Raw genomic sequence first — 14,902 nt, forward strand, 5'->3', positions numbered from 1 at the left:
CAGCGGAGCCTGACGAGGCGCATCCCCGGTCGACGTGCCCGACCGGGCGCGGCGATCCTGCCTACCGCGTCAGCACCGCCGACAGGGGCGCCAGCGCCACCTCGCTCGACCGGGTGCCCAAGGCCCAGGAAAACAACGCCGTGACGGTGTCGGAATAGGTGTGACCGACCACGATGGCCGTCCCCTCCTGCGCGGCTGCGAACGCCGCCCGGTCAAGGTAACGTGTAATAACGGTTGCCCGCTCGCGGTCGCCGTCGATCTCGCGAAAGAGGGTCGCCGCCGGAACACCGGCGCGCCCGGCGGCCTGTTCGGCCATGTTCAGCCCGCGCGGATAAGCCACCAGCCCGTGGCCGCTGCTGGCCAGATCCTCGACGACCGTTTCAAGCACGTCGCGCCGACCCTGGATCGCCTGCGCGGGCGTGTCCAGAACCGCCACGGCCTCCGGCACCATGTCAAAGCCGCCATGCAGCAAATCCGGCACCTCGTCGGGCGTGGTTTCTTCAAGCAGCACATCCGCCATCATCACCACCTCGAACCCCGCGGCGCGATAGGCCTGTGCGGCTTCGGCTGCGTCGGGGCGGCGTGGGTCGATGGCGAAGGTGACCGGAAAATCGAACCGGGTCAGCACATCGCGGCCAAGCGGAAAGCTCTCGTCGTCGATCAGGATCACCGCCATCAGGGGCCGGGTTTCCGCCGCATCGAAGGGCGCGGCGTAAAGGTCGATGGCGCGCGCCGGGCCTTCTGGATCGGCTTCGGTCAGGGGATCGGTGATCGGTTGCAAGGGCCGTCCCTGCGGGGCCGAGGCTGTTTCGGCGGCGGGGTCGGCCTCGATCTGCGGCAGGCCGAGAGGCGTGGGTTGGTCTTCCGCCAGCGGCGGCAGCGGGGCGGAGTTGCCCGGCCCCGTCACGGTGTCGTCGGTCTCGGGGGATGGCATCGCCTGTGGCGCCTCGACCGCGGCCGTCGCCGTCGGTTGCGGGGCTGACGAGGTGTTGGGCATCGGGGACGCAACCGGCGAGGGCACCTGTGTCACCACCTGCGGAGGCGCGGCCGGGGCCGTGTCGATACCGGGCAGCGCGGGGTCGCGCTCTTCCGGCGGACGATTGAATTCAGAGCCTGCGGGCAGCGGTATTTCCGAGGCCGGACCGGTCGCGGTGCGTTCGGGTTCGGACGGCGTGCTGGCACCCTGCGCAGTCTCGGTGGGGGATGCGGCCTCGGTGGGGGGGGGGGCCTGCGTCACCGCACCGGTTGCCCCGGTCATGCTGCCGTCATCGGTGTTTGCCGACGGGGGCGGCGGCGCTGTTTCGGGGGCGGCGGTGACCACGGGCGTCGCTGGCGACGGGCGGTCGGGCAACGGGGCGCCAAGCGACAACAGCGCGACCGCCACGATGGCCAGCAAAGCACCCCAGATGAGACCGGAAATCAGACCTCTGCCCATGATCTTTCTCTCTTTCTGCCCCTGCCGCGCCCCGCGTGGCGCGACCATTCGTCCAAGTTCGCCCTTTTCCGGGCAGGCCGTTCTCTTGTCGCATGGCTTGACCATGCCGGGCGGCCCTGTGCATGTATAGCGCGGCGTGCGGCCCGGCTGCACCCCTTTTTGCGACGAGGACCCCGGCCGATGCTGCTGCTGATCGATAATTACGACAGTTTCACCTACAATCTTGTTCACTATCTGGGCGAATTGGGAACAGTGCCACATGTGGTGCGCAATGACGCACTGGATGTGCAGCAGGCCATGGCGCTGAACCCTGCGGGAATCGTGTTGTCGCCCGGTCCCTGCGATCCGGCGCAAGCAGGGATTTGCCTGTCGCTGACCGCGGCGGCGGCGGAAACCCGCACACCTTTGCTGGGTGTCTGCCTTGGCCACCAGACAATCGGCGCGGCATTCGGCGGCAAGGTCGTGCGCTGCCATGAAATCGTGCATGGCAAGATGGGCGAGATTCACCACGCGGGCCAAGGCGTGTTCGAGGGTCTTCCTTCTCCGTTGCTGGGGACGCGCTACCATTCCCTGATCGTCGATCGCGACAGCCTGCCGGACTGTCTGGAGGTGACGGCCTGGCTGGATGACGGCACCATCATGGGCCTGCGGCACAAGACGCTTCCCATCGAGGGCGTGCAATTCCACCCTGAAAGCATCCGCTCGGAACATGGCCACGCGATGCTGAAGAATTTTCTGCGTGACGTGCCCGGCGCTGTTCAGGAGGAACCGGCATGAGCGACCAGATGAAGCCGCTGATCGCCGCCGTCGCCGAGCGCAGCCTGACTTGGGACGAGGCAGAGCGGGCCTTTGGTCTGCTCTTCGACGGTGAAGCGACCGATGCGCAGATCGGCGGTATGCTGATGGCGATGCGGGTGCGCGGCGAGACCGTGGACGAAATCGCCGCCGCAACAAAGGTCATGCGGTCGAAATGCGTGCCGGTGAAGGCACCCAAGGGCGCCATGGACATCGTCGGCACTGGCGGCGACGGCAAGGGCACGCTCAACATCTCGACCGCCACGGCCTTTGTCGTGGCGGGCGCGGGCGTGCCGGTGGCCAAGCACGGCAACCGCAATCTCAGCTCCAAATCCGGGGCGGCGGATGCGCTGACCCAGATGGGCATCAAGGTCATGGTCGGCGCGCCGGTGGTGGAGCAATCGCTGCGCGAGGCCGGGATCGGCTTCATGATGGCGCCGATGCATCACCCGGCGATTGCCCATGTGATGCCGACCCGCCAGCAGCTTGGCACCCGGACGCTCTTTAACGTGCTGGGACCGCTGACCAACCCCGCAGGCGTCAAACGTCAACTGACCGGCGCCTTTGCGCCGTGGCTTATCCGGCCAATGGCCGAGGTTCTGGGGGCGCTCGGGTCCGAGGCGGCATGGCTGGTGCACGGCTCGGATGGCACTGATGAGCTGTCCATCGCCGGGTCATCCGCCGTGGCGGCACTGAAAGACGGCGCGGTCAGCGAGTTCGAGGTCACGCCCGCCGACGCGGGCCTGCCGACGCACCCGTTCGAGGCCATTGTGGGCGGCACACCCGAAGAAAACGGCGCCGCGTTCCGGGCGCTTTTGCAGGGCACGGGCGGGGCCTATCGCGACGCGGTGCTGCTGAATGCGGCGGCGGCTTTGCTGGTGGCCGATGCGGTCGGCACCCTGCCTGACGGCGTTGAGAAAGCCGCGCAGAGCATCGATTCCGGCGCTGCGCTGCGCGCCGTCGAGACGGTGGCGCGGGTGACGTCCGCCGCTGCAGGATGACTGCCCCCGCTGGCGGCCGCCCGTTTCTGCGCTGGTTCGTCGTGATTGTCGGCTCAGTCGCCATTGTGATAGGCGTGTTCAACCTCTCGCACCTGCCCGAGACCCGCCGCATTGCCCGCGCCCTTGCCCAGCACGGCACCGAGGTGGAGGCGCGGATTCTTTCGGCGCGGGTCACAACCAGCCGTCTGCCCAGTCAGGTCGCCGCCCGCAGCGCCGAAAGCGTTTTTTACAGCGCCACCATCGGTTTGGGCACCGGATCCGGCGAGGTCGAGACAGAGATTTATCTGACCCCCGATGAATACACCGCCTTCCAAAACGGATCGCTTGACCGCGTCACGGTGATTTCGCTGCCCGATGACCCGGCGCAGGTCGAGCGCAATCGTGGAGATCGCCTTGCAGCGGGCCCGACCGACCTGATGCTGTCGCTTGTGTTGATCCTTATGGGGGCGGTTCCGGCGATTGGCGCCGGGCTTGGGCCGGTCCTGCTGCGGCGTTTTGGCGGCGCGCGGTAGCCTCGGCTGACAGGGGTCGTTCCGTTGGCCCGGGGGCTGGCCCGGTTGCAAGGCATTCGACCTTTGCAACACCGGCCCACGGACCGCCCCTGCGGCCTGTCGAACGGCCGCACCCTTCCCTTCCCGCACGGCCCACGCTACCCCTGCGCCATGCACTTGGACCTAACCCGCCTTGGCCCGTGGGCCAACCTGCCCGTCTTCGCCGAGACCCTGCCCGGGATCGAAGCGGCCCTGAACGCCGAACCGCGCCCATGGCTGCCTGCGCGCGACAGGGTTTTCGCCGCGTTGGAGGCCTGCCCGCCCGAGGCCACCCGCGTGATAATCCTGGGCCAAGACCCCTACCCCACACCCGGCCACGCCCACGGCCTGGCCTTCTCGGTCGAGCCGGGAGTGCGCCCGCTGCCGAAATCGCTGGCCAATATTTTTCGCGAGATGACGGATGACCTCGGCGCCTGCCCGCCAAACGGCGACCTGCGGTTCTGGGCGCGGCAGGGGGTCTTGCTGCTCAATACCGTGCTGACCGTTCCGGCGGGCGATGCCAATGGCCACACCAAGCTTGGCTGGCAGCACCTGACGGGGCAGGTTCTGGACCTTCTGGCCAGAGATGCACAGCCGCGCGTCTATCTTCTCTGGGGGAAACCCGCGCAGAAAGCCGCCGCCGCCATCGCGGCGCCGCCGAACCTGAAACTGGAGGCCCCGCACCCTTCGCCTCTCTCCGCCTATCGCGGATTTTTCGGCGCGCGCCCCTTCTCTCGGGCGAATAACTGGTTACAAACACAAGGACTGGCCACCATCAACTGGACGGACCCGACAGCATCATGACCGACAGCATTCTCGACAAGATCAAGGCCTACAAGCTGGAAGACGTGGCCGCCCGCAAGGACGCCCGCCCGCTGGCCGAAATAGAGACCGCCGCCAATGCCGCGCCCCCGGTGCGACCCTTCGCCGATGCTTTGAAGACCGCCTCGACCGAAGGCTATGGCCTGATCGCCGAAATCAAGAAAGCGAGCCCGTCCAAGGGCTTGATCCGTCCCGATTTCGACCCGCCTGCGTTGGCGCGGGCATATCAGGCCGGGGGGGCGACCTGTCTTTCGGTGCTGACCGACACGCCGTCCTTTCAGGGCGCGGACGACTACCTTGTCGCAGCGCGCGCCGAAGTGGACCTGCCGGTGTTGCGCAAGGATTTCCTCTACGACCCCTACCAGGTGGTCGAGGCGCGCGCCCTTGGCGCCGACTGCATCCTGATCATCATGGCCACGGTCTCGGACGCACAGGCGCAAGAGCTGGAAGAGGCCGCGACCCACTGGGGTATGGACGCGTTGATCGAGGTGCACAACGCCGACGAGCTGGAGCGCGCCTTGCGCCTGACGTCGCGGATGATCGGCATCAACAACCGCGACCTCAACACCTTCGCCACCTCGCTTGACGTGACCAAGACGCTGGTGCGCCAGATCCCGCCCGACCGCCTGATCGTTTCGGAGTCCGGCCTGAACACGCCCGAGGATCTGGCCGAAATCGCCCGCTACGGCGCGCGCAGCTTTCTGATTGGCGAAAGCCTGATGCGCCAGGACGATGTGGAAAACGCGACCCGCACGCTGCTTGCCAACCCTTTGCAAGCGGGGCGCTGATGGCGGATCTGACCCATTTCGACAAGGACGGCCGCGCCCATATGGTGGACGTCTCCGACAAGCCCGTGACCGCCCGGATCGCGGTGGCCGAGGGCTACGTAAGAATGGCCCCAGAAACGCTGGAGGCGATCTCCTCCGGCGCGGCCAAGAAGGGCGACGTGATCGGCGTGGCGCGGCTGGCGGGCATCATGGGGGCCAAGAAGACATCTGATCTCATTCCATTGTGCCACCCTCTGCCGATCACCAAGGTGGCGCTGGAACTGGAAGCCGACCCCGCCCTGCCCGGCATCCGCATCGCGGCCACCGTCAAGACCGGTGGCCAGACCGGCGTGGAAATGGAGGCATTGACGGCCGTCTCTACCGCCGCGCTGACGGTCTATGACATGGTAAAAGCCGTGGACAAGGCCATGGAGATCGGTGGCATCCGGGTGTTGTTGAAGGATGGCGGCAAGTCCGGGCGGTACGAGGCATGACCAGCGGTCGGTCGTTGGAGTTGTATTTTGTCGATGGCAAACCGGACGGCATGTTGACGGCAGAGGTCTTCAATTGGACCGGCCATGTGCTGAGAATACCGCGCACCCGCCTTGCTGACGGGTTGCGTCGCCCGCAGGCCAACCAGACGGGCGTTTATCTGCTGCTGGGGCAGGACGGAGATGGACCGCTGGCATACATCGGCGAGGCAGAGGACATGGCCCGCCGCATCGGTCAACATGCCCGCGAAAAGGACTGGTGGGATGTGGCCGTCCTCGTCACGACGACGGGTGACGGATTGCACAAAGCGCATGTAAAATACCTAGAAAGCCGTCTCGTCGCAGCAGCACGTGAAGCGGCGGCAATGCGGATGGAAAACGGCAATCAGCCGACCGGGGCAAGTCTGAACGAGGCGGCTGTCGCCAACATGGAGAGCTTTCTCGATACGCTTTACATGGTGCTTCCCGCCATCCGGGTGGATTTGTTCCAGAGCGGTCGGCGCGCCGCACTAAAAGATCATGGCTCGACCTCCCTGCCAACCACCAAATCTGTGTTCCACCTTTTGGTGCCTCGACATGGCGTAGATGCAGTTGGCGAGCTCGCAGACGGTGAGTTGGTCGTGAAAGCCGGATCTCAAGTTCGGTCGGTTTGGGTCGGCAATCCAAAACACGCCGCGAACTATCGGGAATTGCATGAGTCACTTGTGGAAAAGGGAATTATTCAAAAGACAGACGGCACGGCAGTTATGACCGAGGACTACGCCTTTTCCAGCCCGTCCGCTGCGGCGGCCGTCGTCTCTGGTCGCTCGTCAAACGGGCGAACCGCATGGAAACTGCCTGACGGTCGCACCTACGCCGATTGGGAAACTGAACAGATCGCGAAGGACACCCCATGATATCGGTAGAAGAGGCCCTCGCCGCCTGTCTGGCGCTAACCAAGCCGTTGCCGCCCGAGGACGTGGCGCTTGCCGAAGCGGTCGGGCGTGTCTTGGTCAAGCCGGTCGAGGCGCGGCGGGATCAGCCGCCCTTCGCGTCATCTGCCATGGACGGCTACGCCCTGATCGGGGACGACGCCAAACCGGGGGCCCGTTTCACGGTGTTGGGAGAGGCCGCCGCCGGTCATGCTTGGGGCGGAACGGTCGAACCCGGTCAGACCGTGCGCATCTTTACCGGCGCGCCGGTGCCCGCCGGGGCCACACGCGTCGTGATCCAGGAAGACGTTGCACGGGACGGGGACCGTATCACCCTGACCGACAGTCTTGGCGACGGGGCCAATATCCGCGCCACGGGCGGAGATTTCCGCATCGGTGACCGTATCGACGCACCGCGCGTGCTGCGCCCCGCCGATATTGCCCTTGCCGCGTCGATGAACCTGCCCACCCTGCCGGTGGCCCGCAAACCCGTTGTGGCCCTGATTGCCACCGGTGACGAACTGGTCCAGCCCGGTGAAACGCCCCGCGCCGACCAGATCGTCGCGTCCAATTCCTATGGTCTCAAGGCGATGGCGGAACAGGCCGGGGCCGAGGCCCGGCTGCTGCCGATCGCCCGCGACACCGTGGCAAGCCTTGAAACCGTGCTGGGACTGGCCACTGATGCCGACCTGATCGTGACCATCGGTGGCGCGTCCGTCGGCGACCACGATCTGGTGGGTCAGGTTGCGCTTGGGCAAGGGTTGGAACGTAGCTTCTACAAGGTCGCCCTGCGTCCGGGCAAACCGCTGATGGCTGGCCGCATGGGCAGCGCGGCGCTGCTTGGGCTGCCCGGAAACCCGGTGTCTTCGATGGTTTGCGGCCACATTTTCATGATCCCGATGATCCGGGCCTTTCTCGGCCTCGGGGCGGCCCCGGTCCCGCGCGAACAGGCCGAATTGGTTGTCGATCTGCCCGCCAACGGACCACGCGAACACTATATGCGCGCCACCCTTGGCCAAGGCACGCGCCTGCCCGGCATCCGCCCCGCCGAGAGCCAGGACTCTGCCTTGCTGCGGGTTCTGGCAGGGTCCGACGCGCTCTTGATCCGCCCCGCCGGGCAAGGCCCGCTTTCTGCCGGAACGGTTGTGGATATCCTGCGTCTTTGAGCACCGGGATTGACACGAAGCAAGAACAGTGGCAGAACATACACTGAACAAAAGTGATTTTCGTGAGGGAGGCCAGCCGATGCTGACCAAGAAACAGCTGGACCTTTTGACCTTCATCCACCGCCGCGTGCAACGCGACGGCGTGCCACCCTCGTTCGACGAAATGAAAGAGGCGCTGGACCTGCGTTCGAAATCTGGAATCCACCGGCTGATTACGGCACTGGAAGAGCGCGGTTTCATCCGGCGTCTGGCCCACAGGGCGCGGGCCATCGAAATCGTGAAGCTGCCCGACAGTCTTGAAGGCGGCGGATTTACCCCCCGCGTGATCGAGGGCGACCGTGGCAGCCCGCCGCGCGACGCGCTGCCTGTTTCGGGCGCCGCCGCGATGGACCTGCCAGTGATGGGCCGCATCGCCGCCGGCACCCCGATCGAGGCGATCAGCGAGGTGGCCACCCATGTCGCGGTGCCGCAACAGATGCTGGGCACCGGGAAATCCCATTACGCGCTTGAGGTCAAAGGCGACTCGATGATCGAGGCCGGGATCAACGAGGGCGATATCGTGGTGATCGAAGAGGGGTCGACCGCCGATAATGGCGATATTGTCGTGGCCCTTGTCGAAGGCTACGAGGCGACGCTGAAGCGCTTTCGCAAGAAGGGCAACATGATCGCATTGGAGGCCGCCAACCCCGCCTACCAGACCCGGATGCTGCGACAAGACCAGGTCACTGTGCAAGGCCGTCTCGTGGGCCTGATCCGCACCTACTGAGGTTATCGCACCCAAGGGCGGTCCCCCTGCACCGCGCGCGCGGTGCTGATGACGCCCCCCCCGTCGCCCATGCGAACAGCCAGTGCGCCCGTGCGTGCCAGCAGGTCCGGACCAATCACCCAGCAAGACGCGATCGGCGCCTCGGCCATGGCCGCGCCGGACACCGGTGGGGCACCCACAGGCAACGGCTGCCCGACGCCCTGCGCCTCCTCCTCCGAGGTGATGACCAGATCGTGCAGCGCGCAGGCCCGTGCCAGATCACGCGCCGCACGGCGCCCGACGCCATGCCAGACACTCCAATCGCCAAGCAGCGCCACCTGCCCCGCCCCGTCCTGGGTCCACCCGTCGCGGGCCGCAGCCTCTGCCTGATCGGCGCTGTCACCATCGTTTTCCAGCCAAAGCCCGGCCACGAACCCATCGCCACGGGCACGGCTGAGGCTGCGGCCCGCCTCGGTCGCCGCCCCGGCAAGCCGCCCGGAGGACGAGATCAAAAGCTCTGGACGCTCTGCACCGATCCAGAGCCATAGCGCCACCATGCCCGGCAGCAGCCCAAGCCACCGCCCGCGCCCGTGCCAGAGGATCACCGCCAAGGCCCCGCCCGCCACCAGCGGCAACACGGCGGCAGGCGGCATCACCACATGCCGCAGCGCGCCGGGGGTCGCGGCAACATGGCGGGCCACGGACAGAATCCAGTCGATCCCCAGTTCCATGACGGCAAAACCAATCCCTTCGGCCCCGACCGGCCAAAGGAGCAGCGCCACAACTGCGGCGGGAATGACGAGGCTCCCCATGACCGGCACCGTCAGCAGGTTCGCCGCCAACCCGAACACCGCCAGCCGGTTGAACTGCGCCGCGGCGAACGGTGCAGTGGCAAGCCCCGCCACGACGGAGGACAGGACGACCCCGGTCACCGCCCGCATCCAGCGCGGGCGGTCCTGCAAACAGGCCACGCCCTTCAACCCGTTGAACACCGCAACCAATGCGGTCGTTGCGGCAAAGCTCATCTGGAAGCCGGGTCCAAGCAGCGACTCGGGCCGATGCGCCAACACGATCATCGCGGCAATCGCCACCGAGCGCAGGGTCACCGCGCGCCGGTCCAGCAGCACCGCAACGAACATCACCGCGATCTGGATGAAGGCGCGTTCGGTGGCGACGTTGCCCCCCGACAAGGCAAGGTAGAATGCCCCCGACGCCAGCGCCCCCACCGCCGCGATCTTCTTGGTCGGCACCCGCAGCGCCAGTGGCGCGATCAGGGCCATCCCGGCGCGCAGACACAAAAACACGAAGCCAGTCAGCAGCCCCATATGCAGCCCGGAAATGGCCAGAAGATGCGCTATATTGCTGTCGCGCAGCGCCTGCATCGTCGCCAGTGGCACGGCCGAGCGATCCCCGGTCAACACGGCCGCGGCAAAAGCGCCGGCTTCCCCCCCGATCCGCGCGCGTATGGCCTGCGACAGGTGCATCCGCAGATGCGCCAGCCGCATGTCACCTTCGGGCCGGGGCGCCATCAACAGGGCGGGGGTGCGGGTATAGCCCACGGCGCCGATTCCCAGAAACCACGCGTGGCGTTGAAAATCGAAACCGCCGGGTTCCCCCGGACCTTCCGGGGCGCTCAGGTGGCCGGTCATGGCCACGGTTGCCCCCGGCTCGGGGGTGAAAAACCCCTGGTCGCCATGCAATGACACCCGCACCCGCCGCGGCACGCGGTCTGGATCGGTCCGGGCCAGCACCACCCGATCAAGCGTCAGGCGCAGCCGGTCAGAGGCCGAGCGATCCACCGCCACGATCCTGCCCTCGATCGGGCCATAGTAGCGAAACTCCAGCACCGGACCCGCCACCATCTGGCTTCGCAGACCGGCAAGGCACAGCCCCACCACGACCAGAACAAGGGCAGTGGCCAGCGGCCCGGCCTGTTCCCGCCACTTTCGGCCAATGATGGCTGCCACAATAGCCGACGTGATGCCCCCGAGATAGTGCCACGGCGCAGGGTCACACGGCAGCGCGAAAAAGAGCGCGACGCCCAGAGCCAGGCAAACCGGCGACCACGGCAGCAAATACCCTCGTTGCGCCTGTTGGGCTGCATTGATCCTCTGCCACAGCCGCACCCTTGCCACCCTTTCCGGCCTTGCCTAAACACGCGCAAAGCCAAGTCTGCGACCGCATGGTTGCCAAACCGTTAACGCGCCCCGCCCGCCGCGCCGGACGCCACCGAAAGGACGCCCCCATGACCACCCAAGTCGTGACCCGCTTTGCCCCCTCGCCCACCGGCTTCCTGCATATCGGCGGCGCGCGCACGGCGTTGTTCAACTGGCTCTATGCCCGCGGGCGCGGTGGCCGGTTCCTATTGCGGATCGAGGATACCGACCGCGCCCGCTCAACCCCCGAGGCGACGCAAGCGATCCTGACCGGGCTGACATGGCTCGGCCTCGACTGGGATGGTGCGCCGACCAGCCAGTTCGAGCAGCGCGAACGCCATGCCGAGGTGGCGCGCGAGATGCTGGCAAACGGGCACGCCTACAAGTGCTTTTCGACGCAGGAAGAAATTGCCGCCTTCCGCGACGCCGCCAAGGCCGAGGGGCGCTCGACCCTGTTCCTCAGCCCGTGGCGCGACACGCCCGAGTCACAGCAGCCGGACCTGCCCCACGTCGTCCGCCTCAAGGCCCCGCGCGAGGGCATGACACTGGTCAAGGACGAGGTGCAGGGCGATGTCACGATCCGCAACGATCAACTGGATGACATGATCCTGTTACGCTCGGACGGCACACCTACCTACATGCTGGCGGTGGTGGTCGACGATCATGATATGGGCGTAACGCACGTCATCCGGGGGGACGATCACCTCAACAACGCCGCGCGCCAAGCGCAGATCTATGCCGCGATGGGGTGGCCGCAGCCGGTCTGGGCGCATATTCCACTGATCCACGGGCCCGATGGCAAGAAGCTGTCCAAGCGCCACGGGGCGCTCGGGGTCGAGGAATATGCCGCCATGGGGTATCCGCCCGCCGCGATGCGAAACTACCTTGCCCGCCTGGGCTGGAGCCACGGCGACGACGAGTTGTTCGACGACGCGCAGGCGAAAGACTGGTTCGACCTCAAGGGAATCGGCAAATCGCCCGCGCGGCTGGACTTCAAGAAGCTCGACCACGTGTCGAGCTATCACATTGGCCGGATGGCCGATGACGATCTGGTGAACGAGATCGAACGGTTCTTGGCGGCAACGCAGCAACCCACCCTTTCGCAGGTGCAGAAAGATGGGCTGTCCGCTGCGATGTATTGCCTCAAGGATCGGGCGAAATCTTTGCCGCAAATTATTGAAAAAGCGCATTTTGTCCTTATCAGTCGACCACTTGACCGGGATGAAAAATCGCGCAAGGCGCTGGATGATGTATCCCGTGGTATACTGACAGAATTGACGCCGCAGTTGCAAAATGCTAGCTGGACACGCGATACGCTGGAAGCGATTGTGTCCCAGGTGGCGGACGGCCACGGACTGAAACTGGGCAAGCTGGCCCCGGCGCTTCGCGCCGCTCTGGCCGGCCGCCCGGTCAGCCCAAGCGTTTTCGACATGATGCTCGTCATCGGCAGGGAAGAGACGATCGCCCGCCTGACGGAGGCCGCAGCCGACTGACGACAGATCTGACGTCGAGGCTGCCTGCGAATGAAGGGCCCGGGAAACCGGTCCCGGTGACCACCGCCAGCGGTTCAACGCCGGCGAATATTGAGAGGGACTCACATGGCAGACAGCAAGACCGCGACTCTGACATTCGACAACAAGACCTTCGAGTTGCCGATGCACTCGCCCAGTGCCGGACCCGACGTGATCGACATCACCAAGCTCTATGGCCAGGCCGGCGTGTTCACCCACGATCCCGGCTTTACCTCGACCTCGGCTTGCGAATCCACCATCACCTATATTGATGGCGACGCGGGCGTTCTGCTGCATCGCGGCTATCCGATCGATCAGTTGGCCGGAAAATCCCACTATCTCGAAGTGTGCTACCTGCTGCTCTACGGGGAACTGCCGACCGCCGCGCAGCTGGAAGATTTCGAAGCGCGTGTGACCAATCACACGATGGTGCACGAGCAGATGCACAACTTCTTCCGCGGGTTCCGGCGCGATGCACACCCGATGGCAACCATGGTCGGCGTTGTCGGCGCAATGTCGGCCTTCTATCACGACTCGACCGATATTTCGGACCCGTGGCAGCGCGAAGTCGCGTCCATCCGCCTGATCGCCAAACTGCCGACCATCGCCGCGATGGCCTACAAGTATTCGATCGGCCAGCCCTTCGTGTATCCGCGCAACGACCTCGACTACGCGTCGAACTTCCTGCGCATGTGCTTTGCCGTCCCGGCCGAGGAATATCAGCCCGACCCGATCCTGAGCCGGGCGATGGACCGGATCTTTACCCTGCATGCGGATCACGAACAGAACGCCTCGACCTCGACCGTGCGCCTGGCGGGGTCTTCCGGGGCCAACCCATTTGCCTGTATCGCCGCCGGCATCGCCTGCCTCTGGGGCCCCGCCCATGGCGGCGCCAACCAGGCTTGCCTTGAAATGCTCAAGGAAATCGGCTCGGTCGACCGCATTCCCGAATTCATCGCACGCGCCAAGGACAAGGAAGATCCGTTCCGCCTGATGGGATTCGGTCACCGGGTCTACAAGAACTTCGACCCGCGCGCGAAGGTGATGAAGCAATCGGCGGACGAGGTGCTGGACCTGCTCGGCGTGGAAAACAACCCGCTGCTGCAAGTCGCCAAGGAACTGGAACGCATCGCGCTGGAAGACGCGTATTTCGCCGAGAAAAAGCTCTTCCCGAATGTCGATTTCTATTCCGGCATCATCCTGGAGGCCATGGGCTTCCCGACGTCGATGTTCACGCCGATCTTCGCGCTGTCGCGCACCGTCGGCTGGATTTCGCAGTGGAAGGAAATGATCGCCGACCCCAAAGGCAAGATCGGCCGCCCGCGCCAGCTTTATACCGGTGCAACCTACCGCGATTACGTGGATATCGAGAACCGCTGAGCGGATCTGGTCCGACAAACAAAGGCCGCCCCCCAGCCGGGCGGCCTTTTTCCTTGCCGGGATGTTACCGGACCGCCGTTAACCTTAACGCGCGCGTCCCCCTTCTTCTTGGCAAAAATACTCACGGCGAACCGTTGCAACTGCGCGCGCCGCGACTACGCTGCCCGGGCGTGACAAAGGACCAGCCATGCCCCGGAAAATCATCATCGACACCGACCCCGGACAGGATGACGCGGTCGCCATCCTGCTGGCGCTGGCCAGCCCGGAAGAGATTGACCTGCTCGGCATCACCGCGGTTGCGGGCAACGTGCCCCTCGCGTTGACGCAGGAAAATGCCCGCAAGACCTGCGAAGTGGCGGGTCGGCCGGAGGTCAGGGTTTTCGCAGGTTGCGACCGCCCGCTTGCCCACAGCCTTGTCACGGCAGAGCACGTCCACGGCAAGACCGGCCTCGATGGCCCCGACCTGCCCGCACCGACCATGCCCTTGCAACAGGCGCATGGCGTGGATTTCCTGATCCGCACCCTGCGCGACAATCCCGCTGGCACGGTCACGTTGTGCCCCTTGGGGCCGCTGACCAATATCGCCACGGCGCTGCAACAGGCGCCCGACATCGCGCCGCGCATCAAGGAGATCGTGCTGATGGGCGGGGCCTATTTCGAGGTAGGCAACATCACCCCGGCGGCGGAGTTCAACATTTACGTAGACCCGGAAGCCGCTGAAATCGTGTTTAAATCAGGCGTACCTCTGACCGTGATGCCATTGGACGTGACGCATAAGGTGCTCGTCACCCCGGCGCGCAGCGCCGCGTTCCGCGCGCTCGGGACGGAACCGGGGCGGATCGTGGCGGACTGGACGGATTTCTTCGAGCGTTTCGACAAGGAAAAATACGGCTCCGATGGCGCACCACTACATGACCCGACCGTGATCGCCTACCTGATCCGGCCCGAGCTGTTCACCGGACGGCACATCAATGTCGAGATCGAAACCCGCTCTGACCTGACCCGAGGCATGACCGTCGCAGACTGGTGGCGCGTGACCGACCGCGCGCCCAATGCGATGTTCATGGGCGATGTGGATGCCGACGGATTCTTTTCGCTGCTGACCGAGCGCATCGGTCGCCTGTGATCCGATCCAATACCCCCTCTGGCATCCTGACCGCGAAACCCTAGGTCTAGGGGGAAAGGACATTTC

General features: G+C 65.6%; 14 protein-coding genes. 12 read left to right on the plus strand and 2 right to left on the minus strand.

Translation table 11 applies throughout. The annotated features are described in order from the left end of the window. Nucleotides 1–61: 61 nt before the first annotated feature. Nucleotides 62–1,435 carry a divergent polysaccharide deacetylase family protein gene (locus BKY27_RS05125; protein WP_071673367.1) on the minus strand — a complete coding sequence of 458 codons (1,374 nt, stop codon included), beginning with the start codon at nucleotides 1,433–1,435 and terminating at the stop codon, nucleotides 62–64. A gap of 180 nt (nucleotides 1,436–1,615) precedes the next feature. Here BKY27_RS05125 and BKY27_RS05130 point away from each other — a divergent pair, with 180 nt between their 5' ends. The 9 genes from BKY27_RS05130 to lexA all read left to right on the plus strand — a co-directional run bounded on the left by BKY27_RS05130 (nucleotide 1,616) and on the right by lexA (nucleotide 8,684). After that, nucleotides 1,616–2,212: an aminodeoxychorismate/anthranilate synthase component II gene (locus tag BKY27_RS05130; protein ID WP_071673368.1), complete on the plus strand. Its 597-nt coding sequence runs from the start codon at nucleotides 1,616–1,618 to the stop codon at nucleotides 2,210–2,212. After that, nucleotides 2,209–3,231 carry an anthranilate phosphoribosyltransferase gene (gene trpD / locus BKY27_RS05135; RefSeq protein WP_071673369.1) on the plus strand — a complete coding sequence of 341 codons (1,023 nt, stop codon included), beginning with the start codon at nucleotides 2,209–2,211 and terminating at the stop codon, nucleotides 3,229–3,231. Before BKY27_RS05130 ends, trpD begins: the two co-directional genes overlap by 4 nt. Next, complete coding sequence (locus BKY27_RS05140) at nucleotides 3,228–3,743, plus strand: hypothetical protein (RefSeq protein ID WP_071673370.1); 516 nt, start codon at nucleotides 3,228–3,230, stop codon at nucleotides 3,741–3,743. Before trpD ends, BKY27_RS05140 begins: the two co-directional genes overlap by 4 nt. Before the next feature lie 156 nt (nucleotides 3,744–3,899). Further along, nucleotides 3,900–4,565 carry a uracil-DNA glycosylase gene (locus BKY27_RS05145; RefSeq protein ID WP_233491777.1) on the plus strand — a complete coding sequence of 222 codons (666 nt, stop codon included), beginning with the start codon at nucleotides 3,900–3,902 and terminating at the stop codon, nucleotides 4,563–4,565. Continuing rightward, nucleotides 4,562–5,371 (plus strand): indole-3-glycerol phosphate synthase TrpC, encoded by an 810-nt coding sequence (trpC, locus tag BKY27_RS05150; protein WP_071673371.1) that lies wholly within the window; start codon nucleotides 4,562–4,564, stop codon nucleotides 5,369–5,371. Before BKY27_RS05145 ends, trpC begins: the two co-directional genes overlap by 4 nt. Continuing rightward, complete coding sequence (moaC, locus tag BKY27_RS05155) at nucleotides 5,371–5,844, plus strand: cyclic pyranopterin monophosphate synthase MoaC (RefSeq protein ID WP_071673372.1); 474 nt, start codon at nucleotides 5,371–5,373, stop codon at nucleotides 5,842–5,844. The genes trpC and moaC overlap by 1 nt, the downstream gene beginning before the upstream one ends. Next, nucleotides 5,841–6,737 carry a GIY-YIG nuclease family protein gene (locus tag BKY27_RS05160; protein WP_071673373.1) on the plus strand — a complete coding sequence of 299 codons (897 nt, stop codon included), beginning with the start codon at nucleotides 5,841–5,843 and terminating at the stop codon, nucleotides 6,735–6,737. Before moaC ends, BKY27_RS05160 begins: the two co-directional genes overlap by 4 nt. After that, nucleotides 6,734–7,918 carry a molybdopterin molybdotransferase MoeA gene (locus BKY27_RS05165; protein WP_071673374.1) on the plus strand — a complete coding sequence of 395 codons (1,185 nt, stop codon included), beginning with the start codon at nucleotides 6,734–6,736 and terminating at the stop codon, nucleotides 7,916–7,918. The genes BKY27_RS05160 and BKY27_RS05165 overlap by 4 nt, the downstream gene beginning before the upstream one ends. 79 nt (nucleotides 7,919–7,997) lie before the next feature. After that, nucleotides 7,998–8,684 carry a transcriptional repressor LexA gene (lexA, locus tag BKY27_RS05170; RefSeq protein WP_071673375.1) on the plus strand — a complete coding sequence of 229 codons (687 nt, stop codon included), beginning with the start codon at nucleotides 7,998–8,000 and terminating at the stop codon, nucleotides 8,682–8,684. A 2-nt stretch (nucleotides 8,685–8,686) separates the two neighbouring features. Here lexA and BKY27_RS05175 read toward each other — a convergent pair whose 3' ends face one another. Beyond that, a complete protein-coding gene (locus BKY27_RS05175; RefSeq protein ID WP_071673376.1) occupies nucleotides 8,687–10,789 on the minus strand; it encodes a ComEC/Rec2 family competence protein in 2,103 nt (700 codons plus the stop codon). A 119-nt stretch (nucleotides 10,790–10,908) separates the two neighbouring features. Between BKY27_RS05175 and gltX the strand changes: the two genes are divergently transcribed. The 3 genes from gltX (at nucleotide 10,909) to BKY27_RS05190 (ending at nucleotide 14,836) form a co-directional block, all read left to right on the plus strand. Beyond that, the gene (gene gltX, locus BKY27_RS05180; RefSeq protein WP_071673377.1) at nucleotides 10,909–12,312 is read left to right on the plus strand and encodes a glutamate--tRNA ligase; all 1,404 of its coding nucleotides are present in this window, start codon (nucleotides 10,909–10,911) and stop codon (nucleotides 12,310–12,312) included. Nucleotides 12,313–12,417: 105 nt separating this feature from the next. After that, nucleotides 12,418–13,710: a citrate synthase gene (gene gltA / locus BKY27_RS05185; protein WP_071673378.1), complete on the plus strand. Its 1,293-nt coding sequence runs from the start codon at nucleotides 12,418–12,420 to the stop codon at nucleotides 13,708–13,710. A gap of 187 nt (nucleotides 13,711–13,897) precedes the next feature. Beyond that, a complete protein-coding gene (locus BKY27_RS05190; RefSeq protein ID WP_071673379.1) occupies nucleotides 13,898–14,836 on the plus strand; it encodes a nucleoside hydrolase in 939 nt (312 codons plus the stop codon). Nucleotides 14,837–14,902: the final 66 nt, after the last annotated feature.

Origin of the sequence: Nioella nitratireducens, assembly GCF_001879715.1 — a bacterium.
Lineage (GTDB): Bacteria > Pseudomonadota > Alphaproteobacteria > Rhodobacterales > Rhodobacteraceae > Nioella > Nioella nitratireducens.